11 protein-coding genes and 1 tRNA gene are annotated in these 16,577 nt (G+C 40.9%); 7 read left to right on the plus strand and 5 right to left on the minus strand.

The window, feature by feature from the left end:
* Positions 1-467: 467 nt before the first annotated feature.
* Genes DW862_RS02190 through DW862_RS02200 form a run of 3 tightly spaced genes read right to left on the minus strand, consistent with a single transcriptional unit; the run spans position 468 to position 3,602 of the window.
* Entirely contained in the window at positions 468-1,496 is a 1,029-nt protein-coding gene (locus DW862_RS02190) for a phage/plasmid replication protein (protein ID WP_117684882.1), read from the minus strand.
* Between the two features lie 37 nt (positions 1,497-1,533).
* Positions 1,534-2,334 (minus strand): AlpA family transcriptional regulator, encoded by an 801-nt coding sequence (locus DW862_RS02195; protein ID WP_117684884.1) that lies wholly within the window; start codon positions 2,332-2,334, stop codon positions 1,534-1,536.
* Between the two features lie 23 nt (positions 2,335-2,357).
* Entirely contained in the window at positions 2,358-3,602 is a 1,245-nt protein-coding gene (locus DW862_RS02200; RefSeq protein ID WP_117684894.1) for a site-specific integrase, read from the minus strand.
* A gap of 671 nt (positions 3,603-4,273) precedes the next feature.
* Here DW862_RS02200 and DW862_RS02205 point away from each other — a divergent pair.
* The 3 genes from DW862_RS02205 (at position 4,274) to DW862_RS02215 (ending at position 6,189) form a co-directional block, all read left to right on the plus strand.
* Positions 4,274-4,348 (plus strand) — tRNA-Pro (locus DW862_RS02205).
* Positions 4,349-4,405: 57 nt separating this feature from the next.
* Positions 4,406-5,626, plus strand: coding sequence for an S-adenosylmethionine:tRNA ribosyltransferase-isomerase (locus tag DW862_RS02210; protein ID WP_004314598.1), 1,221 nt, complete (start codon positions 4,406-4,408; stop codon positions 5,624-5,626).
* A 44-nt stretch (positions 5,627-5,670) separates the two neighbouring features.
* Positions 5,671-6,189 carry an NUDIX domain-containing protein gene (locus DW862_RS02215; protein WP_004323622.1) on the plus strand — a complete coding sequence of 173 codons (519 nt, stop codon included), beginning with the start codon at positions 5,671-5,673 and terminating at the stop codon, positions 6,187-6,189.
* On the opposite strand, the gene DW862_RS02220 is transcribed toward DW862_RS02215, so the two are convergent.
* Positions 6,167-6,709: a glutathione peroxidase gene (locus DW862_RS02220; RefSeq protein ID WP_120067214.1), complete on the minus strand. Its 543-nt coding sequence runs from the start codon at positions 6,707-6,709 to the stop codon at positions 6,167-6,169. The genes DW862_RS02215 and DW862_RS02220 overlap by 23 nt on opposite strands.
* A gap of 210 nt (positions 6,710-6,919) precedes the next feature.
* On the opposite strand from DW862_RS02220, the gene DW862_RS02225 reads away from it, so the two are divergent.
* The 4 genes from DW862_RS02225 to DW862_RS02240 all read left to right on the plus strand — a co-directional run bounded on the left by DW862_RS02225 (position 6,920) and on the right by DW862_RS02240 (position 14,139).
* A complete protein-coding gene (locus DW862_RS02225; RefSeq protein WP_120067215.1) occupies positions 6,920-11,245 on the plus strand; it encodes a CusA/CzcA family heavy metal efflux RND transporter in 4,326 nt (1,441 codons plus the stop codon).
* Between the two features lie 62 nt (positions 11,246-11,307).
* Entirely contained in the window at positions 11,308-12,201 is an 894-nt protein-coding gene (locus tag DW862_RS02230) for an efflux RND transporter periplasmic adaptor subunit (RefSeq protein WP_120067216.1), read from the plus strand.
* Between the two features lie 70 nt (positions 12,202-12,271).
* Positions 12,272-13,339, plus strand: coding sequence for a sensor histidine kinase (locus DW862_RS02235; protein WP_120067217.1), 1,068 nt, complete (start codon positions 12,272-12,274; stop codon positions 13,337-13,339).
* Positions 13,340-13,344: 5 nt separating this feature from the next.
* Positions 13,345-14,139, plus strand: coding sequence for a LytTR family DNA-binding domain-containing protein (locus DW862_RS02240; RefSeq protein WP_004305425.1), 795 nt, complete (start codon positions 13,345-13,347; stop codon positions 14,137-14,139).
* A gap of 406 nt (positions 14,140-14,545) precedes the next feature.
* Here DW862_RS02240 and DW862_RS02245 read toward each other — a convergent pair whose 3' ends face one another.
* Positions 14,546-16,492, minus strand: coding sequence for a glycoside hydrolase family 97 protein (locus DW862_RS02245; protein ID WP_120067218.1), 1,947 nt, complete (start codon positions 16,490-16,492; stop codon positions 14,546-14,548).
* Positions 16,493-16,577: the final 85 nt, after the last annotated feature.

Raw genomic sequence — 16,577 nt, forward strand, 5'->3', positions numbered from 1 at the left:
TTTAATCCTATATGACATTCTCATATTACTACCTGTACTCTACTCCTACCCCTAGCTTGTTACATCATTTACGGGTATCATCCAACTAATGTGGACATCCTACACCCCATTCTTTTTTATGATAACTTGAAAATGGAACATCGACTCTTAGCAATAGCCTCATCACATATTTAATCATAGAGACTCGTTTTTAAGCGATACTAACTATTCTACCCCCCTAACCGAGTAAATTATACCATTAAGGAATAAAAGTGGCAATACGCTTCCAATAGAGATTAGAGAAGATATATACGCAGGACAATAGCCTGCGTATATTGACGAAAGAGGACTTTGATATATTTCATATATCCAGTCCTCCTTTTATTTTTATGACCTCTCATAATAGTCTTTTATAGAAGAGTTACCCCTAATCAAGCACTATTCCCCAACCGTTAGAAGTTTATCTCGTATAGAACCTAATAGAGAGCTTATTTGACCGAAGCACTATCTTCCCGCACATTATAAGCATCGGGGGAGTTTTCGAACTTATCCGTTAGATATGCCTCAATCTTATCTGTCAGTTCTTGCATCAACTCTGTTTTTCCCATAGTACCACTAAAGTGCTTCATAGCTCCTCTAATTTTATCCTGTATTCTTTTATGATATTGTCTATCCTGTCCATCCTTTTTATTGCCATTCGATTCGTCAAGACTCCGCTCTCTGACAGAGAAACGCCCTTTTACAAAAGAAGGAAGCCCAACAACACTATGAGCAATACAAATACACCACTCCTCAAAATCACTCAGCGTTTTTATCTGTTCAAAAGACACATCAAAAAGCTTATCCGATATTATACCTATTTCGTCATAGGAGTAGAGCCACTCGGATACCAACCTCCAAAATATATCTTTATCATACAAGTCTTTCGCTTTTAACTGATGACCGAACATCCGCCTAATCGCCTTTTTACCAAAGCATATCTCGTATCTTAATAAATTCTGTTCCACACTTGTAGAGAAAGCACCGGGAGTATTCTTCTGATTTTTCCTTTTCTTACGCACTTCTTTGGATTTATCATAGAAGCGTAACAATACCCCATTAGAAGGAAAATAGGTAGTTCCTTTCCACTTATTAGGGCAACATTCTCCCAAACTTTGCATTTTAGAAATATAAAATTCAGGGGGACGCGACATTTCAAAGTTTTCAGCCATATCCACCCGTTCCACATCAGCCTTTATCATAGGAACACCCAAATCCTTGCCCAACTGCTTGATAGCCTTTTCAACTTGTAACAAGGTTAGAGAATCGAGATTAGTACCTCTGAAATATTTAGAGAGGCTCCCACTGACTTTGACATGTTTTGCCGTTACAGTAACGCGTAACCCGTTTATATGTCCAGAACCACCTTCAAATGGCTTGTACTCACTGATTTGGTCAATTTTATTAAAGACAGACCTCCAATCGTATTTATCGCCTATATCCTCTTTTAGAAGTTTTAAAACTACTGTGTCATACATAACTGATTATTTTAAATGTATACAAATACCACTACTTTTATAGGTTATTATAGATATACCTGGAAGCCAACTCCGATTCTTTGCGTTTTATAAACTCATCTTTCGTTTCCTGTTTCCGAGCTGTCAGCCATTCTACAATTTCATCACGTTTGAATTTCAATTTACGTCCATTAGTGCCGGAACGATGACATGGTATTTCTTTAGTACGAGTCCATTTGTAAATCGTATCCTTTGCATAGCCTGTTAATTCACAACAAGTACCAAGATCAAATATCTCCGGATAATCTTCTATCCGTTTTAATGGTCTACTAGACGTCTGCGACTCACTTTTAGGGGTATCACAGACCATACCCAACATACTACAAACAATATCCCGTAATGACATTATCGGAGCCAATACTAAACACTCCCATTCTTTCCGCAAAAACTCCATGTCATGATAAAAACATGCACTTTCTACAGCATCCTGATGATGTTCATTTATAAAGCCATACTTTGCAATAGATTCATATAAATAATCTACTGACAGTGCAATTTTACCAGACTTCAACAAATAATTTTCTTCATGATAAATATCATCCAACTCTTGAGGTGTTATTGCCAATTTACTTCGATTAAAAGCAATCACCCTTTCTTCATAAACGGATATAAAATAGCCATCCTTCCATTTAGCAACCATATCATCTATATCTTTCAATGCTTGCCGAAGTTTACCTTTATCCCCATTCGTTAAATTCTCAACATAAAGATAGAGTCTCTTTTCTGACAGCGCTGTTACTTCCCCTTTAAGAAGTTTACCTATCAATTGCTCCAAAGGTGTTTTTAGCGTTAAAATCATATCAAATAAGATTTAATAAATTATTATAATAACATTGCAACTCTATCCAAAACATTTTGTGACAAACTATCCAAATATGTCATGGTGGTTTTAATGTCACGATGTCCCAATACTGCGCTAATTGTTTCGCGGGAAACGTCATTACCCTGCAACGTCATAGCCATCGTATGACGACTCACATAGGTGGTAAGATTCTTCTCAACACCTAATATCTTACCTAATTTCTTCAGGTTATTATTAAGGCGTTGATAACGGGTACGTATATGGTCATACAGTTGCTCTCCGTCATAATCCTTCGTTATTATAGGCAAAAGATAATTTCCTACTAAAGAAGTATTTTGTTTAAACCACTCTAATATATCTTTCAAGGCAGGGGTAACAGGTATTATTAACGGCTTCATGTTCTTGACATTCTTCGTCTTTTCCCGTTTATAAATAATATGTTCTATCCCTTCCGATACAACTATATTTTCAGTCGTAAGCTTTGCCATATCAACAAAACTCATCCCATAACAATAATAGGAAAATAAAAACAGCATACGGGCACGCTCCAAGATAAAATTCGTTTGGGGCGAATTCTTTAAAAGTTCCAAATCCTTTGGCTGTAAATAGCGTTTCTCTGTTTCTTCCTCCAAACAACCTATTTCAAAACCATTCTTACCGAACGGATAGGTTCTTGATGAGGCTTCATGCTCCTTTATTGCCCTGTTCATAACCGCCCGTAATGTTTTAAGGTAATATTTACGGGTATTGCCACAGCACCCGTCTTTTTCCATTTCCAAATTAAAACGATTGATATATTTTATATCCAATTCTGAAAATACCCGTTCCTTAATCTTCGGGTCATATTTTGCCAACATGCGTAGAGTTCGCTCATAAACCTTTGCATTTCCAATATGTTTTGTAGCTTTCAAATTCTCGACCTGCCTCATAAAGTAGTCATAAACCTTTCCCTGCCTTGACATACCTAAAAATTCCGATTCAAACTGATTCAAAGTCCAATCTACACGCTCTTCCAAAAACTTCCTTAGGATAGTATTTTTTCGGTCTTCGTAATGGCTCAACAGCCCATTATATAATTCATAATTAGGATTGACACGCTTATCATTCTTAAAGCGGCAAGTCTCCTCATTCCACTGCCCATCAAATGCAGATAAATTTAAATCAATGTACTTGAGCTTACCTTTTTTAGTTACTCTCAAACATACAGGATAGCTCCCGTCTTTTCGCTTGTTACTTTTGTACAACACAAATTTAACTGTTGCCATATTCTTATCCTCCCGACAAACTTTATTTATAAATATTACAACACAAATATATACATCAAAAAATAAATTCATCAGAAACAGAAACAATCATTAACATGTAATTTTTCACACCTTCTTACCATGTTTATATTCTTTATCAAATATATTAAATAATTTACTAATTTTCAATTTATTAATTAGAAACACAAACCCATCACATTGTTTTCTTTTTTCATAAAAAGAAGAACAAATTCATCTCATATAATTACAAATTATCATTTAGTCAATCTACAATTTCTCTGTGGAACTTTTTAAAATTGCAGAGCACAAAGTTGTGAAATATAAATACAATCACTATCTATAATTATTATTTATATACATATAAATACATAAATTTAAAGACAGCGATGAGGTTCTGATAAGAAAATTCGATTAAAGTTTTATTAAAGTTTTTCGGTTGATTGATATGATTTAGTCCCACAACTCAGCCATTTTGCATAAATCGAAAAATGCAATATGGAATTAAATATAAATCCATAACATCTTTTTATTCTGCCCCACCAACAAACAAAACAATTCCATAATCTACTAATAGCCAACAGATAGCACTAACTATGGAATTTATAATAGAAGAAATTTCACGCTATTTATTTGCTAATTAAAAATTAATCTGTACTTTTGCATCCGCAATTCGGGGTGTAGCTCAGCCCGGTTAGAGTACGCGTCTGGGGGGCGTGTGGTCGCTGGTTCGAATCCAGTCACCCCGACTGGTTAAAGAGGTTAGAAACCGAATGGGTTCTAACCTCTTTTTATTTTAGAAAACAATGAAAGAAGATCCTAGACATATCCATATCAGTGAATACAGTTATCCTCTTCCGGATGAACGTATTGCTAAATTCCCGTTGCCTACCCGCGACCAGTCCAAACTCTTAATATACCGTCGTGGAGAAATCAGTGAAGATGTTTTCACTTCTTTGCCGGAATATCTGCTGCAAGGCAGTCTGATGATATTCAATAATACAAAAGTCATTCAGGCGCGCCTCCATTTTCGAAAAGAGACGGGAGCACTGATCGAAGTGTTTTGTCTTGAACCGATCCAGCCAAACGATTATGTCTTGAATTTCCAACAGACAGCACATGCCGCCTGGCTTTGCATGATCGGCAATCTGAAGAAATGGAAAGACGGACAGTTGAAACGCGAAATGACCGTCAAAGGATTCCCTATTACCTTGACCGCTACCCGAGGAGAATGTAAAGGAACCAGCCATTGGGTAGATTTTGCATGGGATAATCCAGAAGTGACGTTTGCCGATATCCTTGAAGTATTCGGAGAGCTTCCTATTCCTCCTTACTTGAACCGGGATACGGAAGAAAGTGACAAGGAAACTTATCAGACTGTTTATTCTAAGATTAAAGGTTCGGTAGCTGCGCCTACGGCGGGATTACATTTCACTCCACGAGTATTGGATGCACTTCAAGAGAAAGGCATCGATCTTGAAGAATTAACTCTACACGTAGGAGCAGGCACATTCAAACCTGTAAAAAGTGAAGAAATCGAAGGTCACGAGATGCACACGGAATATATATCGGTCAATCGGAGTACCATCAAAAAACTGATTGACCACGACGGTTGTGCTATTGCAGTAGGGACTACTTCTGTACGGACTCTGGAAAGCCTGTATCACATTGGAGTTACATTGGCTGAAAATCCGTATGCTACGGAAGAAGAACTACGTGTCAAACAATGGCAGCCTTATGAAAAGTACGACCAGATTCCTCCCGTTGTTGCGTTGCAAAAGATATTAGGATATCTCGACAGGAATGGTTTGGAAACCCTTCACACCAGTACACAGATTATCATAGCACCGGGATACAATTATAAAATAGTGAAAGCGATGGTTACTAATTTCCATCAGCCGCAAAGTACCTTGCTGCTTTTAGTTTCAGCTTTTGTAAAAGGGAATTGGCGCACAATTTATGATTATGCACTGGCGCATGATTTCCGATTCCTAAGTTATGGAGATTCTTCTTTATTAATACCATAAGAAATCCTCCTCTCCGAAAGATTTTACGCAATATAAAAGACACTATGCCAAGCGATAATAACCAGGAAATGTTCCCTATCGTAGACGAACAGGGAAATATCACCGGAGCCGCCACTCGCGGAGAATGTCACAGCGGTAGCAAACTGCTTCATCCGGTAGTTCACCTTCACGTATTCAATGCCCAAGGAGACATCTACTTACAGAAACGCCCCGAATGGAAAGACATTCAACCGGGGAAATGGGATACGGCTGTGGGCGGACATATTGATTTGGGCGAAAGCGTAGAAATCGCCCTAAAGAGAGAAGTCCGTGAAGAATTGGGCATCACAGACTTCACCCCCGAGCTTCTCACCAGTTATGTTTTTGAATCCAGCCGTGAAAAAGAGCTTGTTTTTGTCCACAAAACCGTTTATGAGGAAGAAATCCATCCCAGCGACGAACTGGACGGTGGACGATTTTGGAAGATCGAAGAAATAAAAGAAAATCTGGGTAAAGGAATCTTCACTCCCAACTTCGAAGAAGAGCTGAAAAAAGTATCTCTTATTCCTTCTCTATCCAAGTAATAATCTTTTCAGAGAACGGACTTTCTTTCGGAGACACAACTCCCGCCCAACGTCCGTTCTCATCAATCATAAACTTCTGAAAATTCCACTGAACCGGTGCGTTTTCTTTTCCATTCTGTTTTTTCTCCGTCAACCATTGGTAAAGAGGAGCCATATCTTTTCCTTTAACGGAAATCTTAGCCATCATCGGAAAAGTAATATCATAGTTCAAAGAACAGAACTTGGCTATTTCCTCATTACTACCCGGTTCTTGTCCCATAAAGTTATTCGCCGGAAAACCGATAATAACAAAGTCTTTTTCTTTATATTTCTCATATAGTTTCTCCAGTTGAGCATACTGGGGCGTCAGCCCACACTTAGATGCCACGTTGACTACCAGCACTTTCTTACCTTTCAGTGAAGAAAGAGAAAAGTCCTTACCATCAATAGTTTTCACTGTAAAATCATAAAAAGACTTGTTTTGCGCTTCCGAAGAAATTGCAAACAACAGGCTTACCATCATCAAGACGAATGTTTTCATGCTGAATATACATTTAGTTTGTTTTTATATTAAACGAGTAAACTGAAAGAAATGTTTGTTCAGCAGTGAAACAAGAACTATGATTTTACATCTTTCAATTCCCAAATCCGTCACTTCACCCCACAATCTTTCCGCTTCATTTATTCTTAGTGATAACGGATGAAGATAGGTAGTAATTTTGTATCGTGAAATAATAATACAACGAAAGTCATGTTTACAGCTATTGTACGTTTTTCAATCAAGAAGAAACTATTTGTAGGACTCACTACTCTCTTCCTGTTTATCGGAGGTATCTATGCGATGCTGACACTACCTATTGATGCCGTGCCCGACATTACCAATAATCAGGTACAAATAGTGACCGTATCCCCTACACTCGCGCCACAAGAGGTGGAACAACTCATCACTATGCCTATCGAAATAGCGATGAGCAATATTATGAATGTCGAAGATATCCGTTCTGTCAGCCGCTTCGGGCTATCGGTCGTAACGGTCGTTTTTAAAGAAAGTGTCCCCACACTCGATGCACGGCAGTTGATAAATGAACAAATACAAAGCGTAACAAGCGAGATTCCCTCCGAACTCGGAACACCGGAGATGATGCCCATCACCACCGGTCTAGGAGAGATTTACCAGTATATATTGAAGGTAGCTCCCGGATATGAGAAGAAATATGACGCAATGGAACTCCGCACCATTCAAGATTGGATGGTGAAACGTCAGTTGTCCGGTATACCCGGTATAGTAGAAATCAATAGTTTCGGCGGTTACCTGAAACAATATGAAGTAGCCGTCGATCCGGACGCCCTGTTTTCTTTGAATATCACTATCGGCGAGGTGTTCGAAGCACTTAGCAGCAACAACCAAAATACCGGCGGAAGCTACATTGAGAAGATAAAGAACGCCTACTATATCCGGTCGGAAGGTATGATTACCCGCATCAAGGATATTGAACAGATTGTAGTGACCAACCGAAATGGGATTCCGGTACATATCAGTGATGTAGGAGTTGTCCGCTTCGGTTCTCCAAAGCGTTTTGGTGCCATGACCAAGGATGGTGAGGGCGAGTGTGTCGGCGGAATTGCCATGATGCTGAAAGGTGCCAACGCAAATGTAGTGACTCAAGAACTCGAAAAACGGGTAGAAAAAATACAGCAGCTATTACCCGAAGGAGTCAGTATAGAACCTTACTTGAACCGTTCGGAACTGGTAAACCGGAACATCTCTACGGTTGTCAACAACCTGATTGAAGGAGCAGTTATCGTCTTCCTTGTACTCATCCTCTTCCTCGGCAATCTCCGTGCCGGACTGATTGTAGCATCCGTCATCCCGCTGGCAATGCTCTTCGCTTTTATCATGATGCGTGTATTCAATGTCACCGCCAATCTAATGAGTCTCGGTGCCATTGACTTTGGTATTGTAGTAGATGGCTCTATCGTTATCTTGGAAGGTATCCTCGCCCACATTTACGGAAAACAATTCCGAGGCCGCACACTGACCCGCAAAGAGATGGACAAAGAAGTGGAAAAAGGAGCTTCCGGCGTTGCACGTTCCGCCACCTTTGCAGTGTTAATTATCCTTATCGTCTTCTTCCCCATCCTTACATTGAACGGGATTGAAGGGAAATACTTCACCCCCATGGCCAAAACACTTGTGTTCTGCATTATCGGAGCCTTAATTCTTTCACTGACTTATGTTCCTATGATGGCCTCCCTCTTTCTGAAGCATACCATTGTTGTGAAACCCACCCTTGCCGACCGCTTCTTCGAGAAACTGAACAAGATCTACCAGCACACCCTGCGTGCCTGTCTTCGTTACAAATGGCGTACCGTCATCGTAGCCTTCTCCGCACTGATCGGTTCACTTTTCCTCTTTACCCGCCTGGGAGCAGAGTTCATTCCTACTTTGGACGAAGGAGATTTTGCCATGCAAATGACACTACCCGCAGGAAGTTCGCTGACCGAAAGTATCGAAGTATCCCGCTTGGCAGAGAAAGCATTAATGGATAAATTCCCTGAAATCAAACATGTTGTAGCCAAAATAGGAACGGCGGAAGTTCCCACTGACCCGATGGCAGTGGAAGATGCCGATGTGATGATTATCATGAAACCATTTAAAGAATGGACAAGTGCCGGAAGCCGTGCAGAAATGGTGGATAAAATGAAAGATGCACTTGCTCCGCTCTCCGAACGTGCCGAATTCAACTTCTCGCAACCGATACAGCTTCGCTTCAACGAGCTGATGACGGGAGCAAAAGCAGATATTGCCATCAAATTATATGGAGAAGACACGCACGAATTATATGAAAGAGCCAAAGAAGCAGCTACCTTTGTAGAAAAAGTGCCGGGAGCAGCGGATGTCATCGTTGAGCAGACGATGGGATTACCTCAATTGGTAGTGAAATACAACCGTGGCAAAATAGCCCGTTACGGCATCAACATACAAGAGCTTAACACCATTATCCGAACTGCCTATGCCGGAGAGTCAGCAGGTGTAATCTTTGAAAACGAGCGGAGATTCGATCTCGTGGTCCGGCTTGACCAGGAGAAAGTGGCCGACTTGAATCTTGATAAGTTGTTTGTACGCACTTCGGAAGGAATTCAAATCCCTGTTGGAGAGGTAGCAAGCATCGACCTTGTCAGTGGACCACTGCAAATCAACCGGGATGCAACCAAACGGCGCATCGTCATCGGTGTCAATGTGCGTGACGCAGACATCCAGCAAGTTGTCGCCAATATTCAAGAGACATTGAACAAGAACATCAAACTGAAGCCGGGATATTACTTCGAATACGGCGGCCAGTTCGAAAACTTGCAAAATGCCATCAATACCTTACTGGTGGTCATCCCCGTAGCATTAATGCTCATTCTATTGATTCTGTTCTTCGCATTCAAGAACATCACCTATACCCTGATGGTATTCTCAACCGTCCCCCTATCGCTCATCGGTGGTATCGCCGCACTTTGGCTACGCGGACTTCCGTTTAGCATATCGGCCGGAGTAGGATTCATCGCTTTGTTCGGGGTGGCAGTATTGAATGGTATCCTGATGGTAAATCACTTCAACGAACTTCGTAAACAAAATACCTATTCCATGACTACAAACCAGATTATCAAAAGAGGGACTCCACACTTGCTCCGTCCTGTATTCCTGACAGGACTGGTTGCATCTCTGGGATTCGTCCCGATGGCAATAGCCACTTCAGCCGGCGCAGAAGTACAACGTCCGTTGGCAACAGTGGTCATCGGTGGCTTGATAATTTCTACCGTACTGACTTTACTCATCATTCCGGTGTTTTACAAAATTGTAAATTCATTTGCTACCTGGAGACGTCCGGGAATCAAACTGCGCTGGCCTTTCGGGGGATTGTGTCTCCTGTTCTTGTTTCTTCCCGCGTTCGTTTCCGCTCAACAGACACAAACAGTCAGTCTCGAACAGGCGATAGAAATAGCCAAACAAAATCATCCTCGCCTGAAAATAGCCAATAATGCTATTCAACAAGCCAAAGCCACTCGCGGAGAAGTGATAGAAGCAACGCCTACCTCGTTCAGCTATTCCTGGGGTCAACTTAACGGAGAAAACAAAAAAGACAAGGAACTGACTTTCGAGCAAAGCCTGGGCTCCCTTCTAACGCCATTCTATAAGAATGCGTTAGTCAACCGTCAGGTAAAAACGAACACCTATTATCGGCAGATGGTAGAGAAAGAAATCACAGCAGAAGTGAAAAGGGCGTGGGCCTACTACCAATATGCCACTAATCTCTGTTCAATGTATCGGGATCAGGATAAAATGGCAGAAGAACTGCAGCGCATCGGAGAATTACGATACCAACAAGGAGAGATCACCTTGCTAGAGAAAAATATGATGACCACCATAGCTGCCGATCTGCATAACCGCTGGTTCCAAGCAAAAGAAGAAGAGAAAATGGCATTGGCACGTTTCCAATGGAGTTGCTACTCCAACGATCCCATTGTTCCGGTGGATTCCACTTTATCCTTATTCTATACCGGCATTTCGGATGGAAACCTGTCGAGAGCACATACTGCCTACTTTCAAAGCCAGGCAGATGAAGCGAAAGCAATGCTCCGTGTAGAGCAGAGCCATTTCTTTCCTGAAATCAGTGTGGGGTATACACGTCAGGACATTCTCCCACTTAAGAATCTGAATGCCTGGATGATCGGGGTTTCTTTCCCCATCTACTTCCTGCCACAAAAGAGCAAAGTGAAGCAGGCACGGCTAACTGCCACTTCAGCGCAAATACAGGCAGATGCCAACATCCTGGAGTTAAGAAATAAGACACTCGAACTGGAAGCATCCCTCCGCAGATATAATGAGAGTTTACGATATTATACCTCATCGGCCTTGAAAGAAGCGGACGAACTGACAAAGGCAGCCAACCTGCAATTGCAGCAGAGCGAAACAGGCATTGCCGAATATATACAGTCGATTACCACCGCCAGAGAGATACGCAGAGGCTATATTGAAACAGTCTACCAATACAATATTGCTGCACTGGAATATGAACTTTTCAAGTAGGTGGAAGATCGAGACATTGAATGACATACATCACCCAGAATAATTATTATAAAACATAAGATATGAAAAAGATAGTTTATCCCATCCTTTTACTAGTTCTAACGGCTTGCAAAGGAAACCAGCAAACTACAAATAACGAATCCGCCGCAATTCCCGTTACCGAAACGATAGCAGATACCATCGCACAACCCGAAGTGGATGCCATCACTTCAGCTACCTCAAAGCCTAATCAGGTTTCGTTCAACGGACGAATCGTTCTTCCTCCTCAACGTCAGGCAACCATTGCTTTAACCATGGGAGGCATTGTAAAAAAAGCTTCTCTGCTTCCAGGGCAATGGGTGGCTGCAAACAGTGTAATCGCCACGTTAGAGAATCCGGAGTTCATCACCCTGCAACAAACTTATCTGGACAGTCACGCACAAACCGAATATCTCCTAGCTGAATACGAACGGCAAAAAAATCTGTCTGCCGAACAAGCAGCTTCTCAAAAGAAATTCCAGCAAAGTAAAGCGGACTTTCTCTCCATGAAGAGTCGCCAGGACGCCGCTGCTGCACAACTTTCTCTTTTAGGCGTTCAAACGGAGGCATTACTTAAGAACGGAATACAACCGCTACTGGAAGTCAAAGCCCCCATTAGTGGTTATGCCGCTAATGTAGAGATGAATATCGGCAAATATATCAATCCGGGAGAAGCACTTTGCGAACTTATCGATAAAAGCAGCCCGATGCTTTGCCTGACTACTTACGAGAAAGATCTTGCAGACATACAAGTCGGCAGCCCGGTACAGTTTCGTGTAAACGGAATGGGGACACAAACCTTTCACGGTATCGTGATTTCCATCGGACAAAAAGTAGACGAAACCAATCGTTCGCTCGAAGTGTATGCTTCCATCAAGGAGGAAAATGTACAATTCCGCCCCGGTATGTATGTCACGGCACACATTCAGAAACAATAATTGACCAACTGTGACAACAGCATTGACATTTTATAACCGGTAACTCATAATTTACCACTATCTTTGTTGTATGATAGCCAAAGCAATAAAAAAAGATAAATATATACTTTCCACAGTCATCATCTCCTTAGCGGTTGCTGTACTGATTCATTTTCCTGAATCAGTATCTCTTTTCGACCGTTTCGAAAGTCATTCCTTATTCCCGGGGATGAAGTTTATAGATGTGGCAAACGAAATCCTGTTTACCTTTCTGTCGCTATTGTTACTTTTTGCCATCAATACCCGTTTGTTTCATTTCAATCAGGCTTCCATTAAAATTACAGGAACAAAGATTTTGCTTTCCTTTATCGTGACATGGATATTGAGTAACTTGTCAGGACAGTTTTTTGTTTTCCTTCACAGAACGTTTGATATTCCGGCCATCGATGCCATGGTACATCATTATTTGCATCCATTGCGGGATTTTATTGTGGCATGTCTCGTCACCAGTAGCTGCTGCATCATTCATCTTATATTCAAGCAGCAACTGGTACTTATTGAAAACGAACAGCTTCAGGCAGAGAATCTCCGCAATCAGTATGAAGTACTGAAGAATCAGCTGAACCCACACATGCTGTTCAACTCGCTGAATACCCTGCGTTCGCTGGTACGCGAAAATCAGGATAAAGCGCAGGATTACATTCAGGAACTCTCCCGGGTACTAAGGTATACTTTGCAAAGTAATGAGTCACAATGTGTCAGTCTCCGGGAAGAAATGGAATTTGTTTCCGCTTATATATTTCTATTAAAGATGCGTTTTGAGAACAATCTACAATTCGACATACAGATAAGCAATGCCTACGAAGAATATCTCCTCCCTCCAATGGCGGTGCAAGTGTTGATAGAGAATGCAGTAAAGCACAACGAAATCAGCAACCGGAAGCCGTTGACCATTCATATCACGACGGACGATAACGGCAATTTGTCTATCAGCAACGACATTCAGCCCAAATGGACTGCAACTTCCGGAACCGGCATCGGACTTGCCAACCTTGCCAAGCGATACAGGCTCTTGTTTAAACGGGATATACAAATAACGGAGGACAGAGAGTTTAGAGTTTGTATTCCTTTGATTGAAAAACCACAACTAGAACAATAATCACCATGAAGATTGTCATTATAGAAGACGAAAAAGCAGCAGTACGAAACCTGACTTCACTGCTGAATGAGATAAAACCGAATGGAGAAATCGTGACCATACTGGATAGTATCAGTTCCACTATCGAATGGTTCAGTTCTCATCCGATGCCGGAACTGGTATTCATGGATATTCACCTGGCAGATGGTTCCGCCTTCGAGATATTCAATCATATCAATATTACTTGTCCGATTATCTTTACAACTGCCTATGATGAATATGCATTACGCGCATTTAAAGTAAACAGCATCGACTACTTATTAAAACCCATCGGTAAGGAAGACATAGAACACGCTTTCGATAAGCTCCAAGGTTTACAAGATGCTGCTGACAAACACCAGTTCCCCTTTCCACAACAGGAGAATGAGCTACTGAAACTGATACATTCACTCCAAAAGCAGGAAAACTATAAAAGTCATTTCCTTATTCCTAGCAAAGGAGACAAACTATTGCCCGTTTCTGTAGATATGATACAATTGTTTTATATTAAGGACTGTCAGGTAAAAGTAGTCTTAACCGATGAAACCGAATACTGTTTTTCTCAAACATTAGATGAACTTACGGAGTGTCTCAATCCTTCTCTTTTCTTTCGGGCTAACCGCCAATATCTTATTTCGCGAGAAGCTATCAAAGATATTGACTTATGGTTCAACAGCCGCCTGTCCATCAACTTGTATTATTCAGGAATCAAAGAAAAAATACTTGTCAGCAAAGCCCGAGTAGCAGAGTTTAAAGAGTGGTTCTCTAAGAGAAAACGTTGATTCCGAGACATTGCCTTCTTAGAACAAATAGCAAAACAAAGTGTTTCGTGCCGTGAAACGATTGGTTTCAACGCTTGAAACAAACAGTTTCATGTAGTAAAACACTTTGTTTCAAGCCTTAGAAACTTTAGTTTCAAGCCTCTGAAACTGCAGTTTCCCCTAATGGAAACTAAAGTTTCCCGCCTTGAAACCAAAGGTATCCCCTGTTGAAACTTCTATTTACATACAAGCTTATATTTATATGCAGGCATGTTCATTTCAAACGGTGATAGATGAATGATTAGATGATAGGTGGAGAACAATCTATCACCACCCTGAAAGCTCGATGAACAATGCGTTTCAGAAGAATGGTGATAGATTGAAAGAGGATTCCATTTTTACGTATGGAAAGTTAGAATATGTGCCATCATTCAATGACAGCTGCAAAGCCGCCATTTCTAACCATCTTTATAGTTAGCTGTTCTCCGGCTTTCACTTGGGCTGACTTGCAACGATAATCCATCGCCTGACGTCCTGCGTTGATACCATCCTCAAAAGATGTCATTTGATAAGAGCGATCTTTATTCAAGAAATCTAACTTTATGGTAAACTTACGTTCCTTTTCACCATTGTTAGTCATTCCTCCTATAAACCACTTATCACCTTTCCGTTTTGCAACAATGACATATTCACCCGCTTTAGCTTCCAGTGCCACAGTCTCGTCCCACGTTACGGGAACTTGTGTAATGAAACGGGTACAATCTTCATTACGATAATAAAGAGTAGGATTATCCGCCAACATCTGCAGACCACTTTCAAAAACCACAAAGAGTGCCAACTGATAAGCACGTGTTCCGATACTTGCAGCATTAGGACGTTCCGACCGATACACATTAGGCTGCATACTAATCATCGCTCCGGGAGTATAATCCATCGGACCGATAGCATTACGCATAAATGGTAAATACAGACTATTATCCGGATAACAACCGCCCATTTGTTCCATTCCACGCACTCCTTCGTAAGACAATACATTCGGATATTTATATTCCAGTCCGGCAGGTTTGAAAGAGCCATGAAAATCGACAAACAAATGATGTTTGGCTGCTTCCCGGGCTACCCGTTCGTAATAGTTGACCATCCACTGATCGCTTCTGTCCATAAAATCAATCTTAAGTCCTTTTACTCCCCATTCATTGAAAGTCTTGAAGAGATCAAAATTGTTTTCTACCGTCAACCACGTCAACCAAAGCACAATCCCTACATTTTTTTCTTTGCCATAACGGATCAACTCGTGCAAGTCTACTTTGGGATTAGGCGTATAAGGATCACGTGTACTTTTAGCCCAGCCTTCATCCATAATGATATATGGAATACCAAATTTAGAAGCAAAATCAATGTAATACTTATAAGTATCCAAGTTATAACCGGAAACAAAATTCACATCCGGTCCGTAAGGAGAAGCGTCATTCCACCATTCCCAGCTCACCTGTCCCGGCTTAATCCATGAAACATCCTGAAGTTGATTCTTTTCAGCCAGTTTATAAGTCATTGTATTCTCAATCAACTGCTTATCATTTTTACTTATCACAAAGTAACGCCAAGGATAATTTCTCGTACCTTTTGTTTTAGCAATGTAATCAGCTTCTTGAGTAATCTTCACGCTTCGATCACTATTTTCGGCAAACGCAAGCGGAGCTTTAGGAAAAACAGAAATTGCTCCGTTCGTGCCCGTTCCTTTGAAAAACATACATGGATAATCAGCCAGATCCGACTCGCTGATTAATATTTTATAGTCTTTTTGTGTGTCAACCAATACCGGCAAAACAGCTATCCGTTCTTCAGGCTTCCACGCATTACTTTGAACATGTGTGTAAGGTTCCTCATAAGCTGTATGGAAGCCTCCCGGTTGTTGCAAGTGAAGAAGATAATCCGACGGGAAGTTGATAGCAAACTCTTCGTTCATTACTTCAACATCACCTTTTTGTGAGGTAATAAACCGGTAAGCAACTCCATCGTCAAAAGCACGGAATTCTACTGAATAATCTTTAAAGGTCAGTAGCAATTGATTATAACGATTATTGACTTTCGCATATTTCAAAGGAACAATAGGAGTTAATTGCTCGTCGACACCCGTACGTTTCTGACGGCGCAGTTTGGGATTTTGTCCCAACACCTGATTCCTCAATGTCAACTGAAGGGAATTGTCTTTCAACAATACATCTCCGTTATAATCTATACTATAATAGATTTTATCCGAGAGATTCAAGGACACTTTCAGCTCTCCATTGGGAGAAATTAACTCTAACTTATTCTGTGCACGAAGTAGTGATGCCAAGCACAAACACACAACTAACAGGAAATATCTTCTCATGATTTAGATATTTAATTAATAATCGTTTTACAATGGCAAATGTAATAAAAACATCACTTCGTACTATCAAACGGACTGGGTAATA

Origin of the sequence: Bacteroides sp. AM37-9 (assembly GCF_003603455.1) — a bacterium.
In the GTDB taxonomy this organism is placed as follows: Bacteria; Bacteroidota; Bacteroidia; order Bacteroidales; family Bacteroidaceae; genus Bacteroides; species Bacteroides xylanisolvens.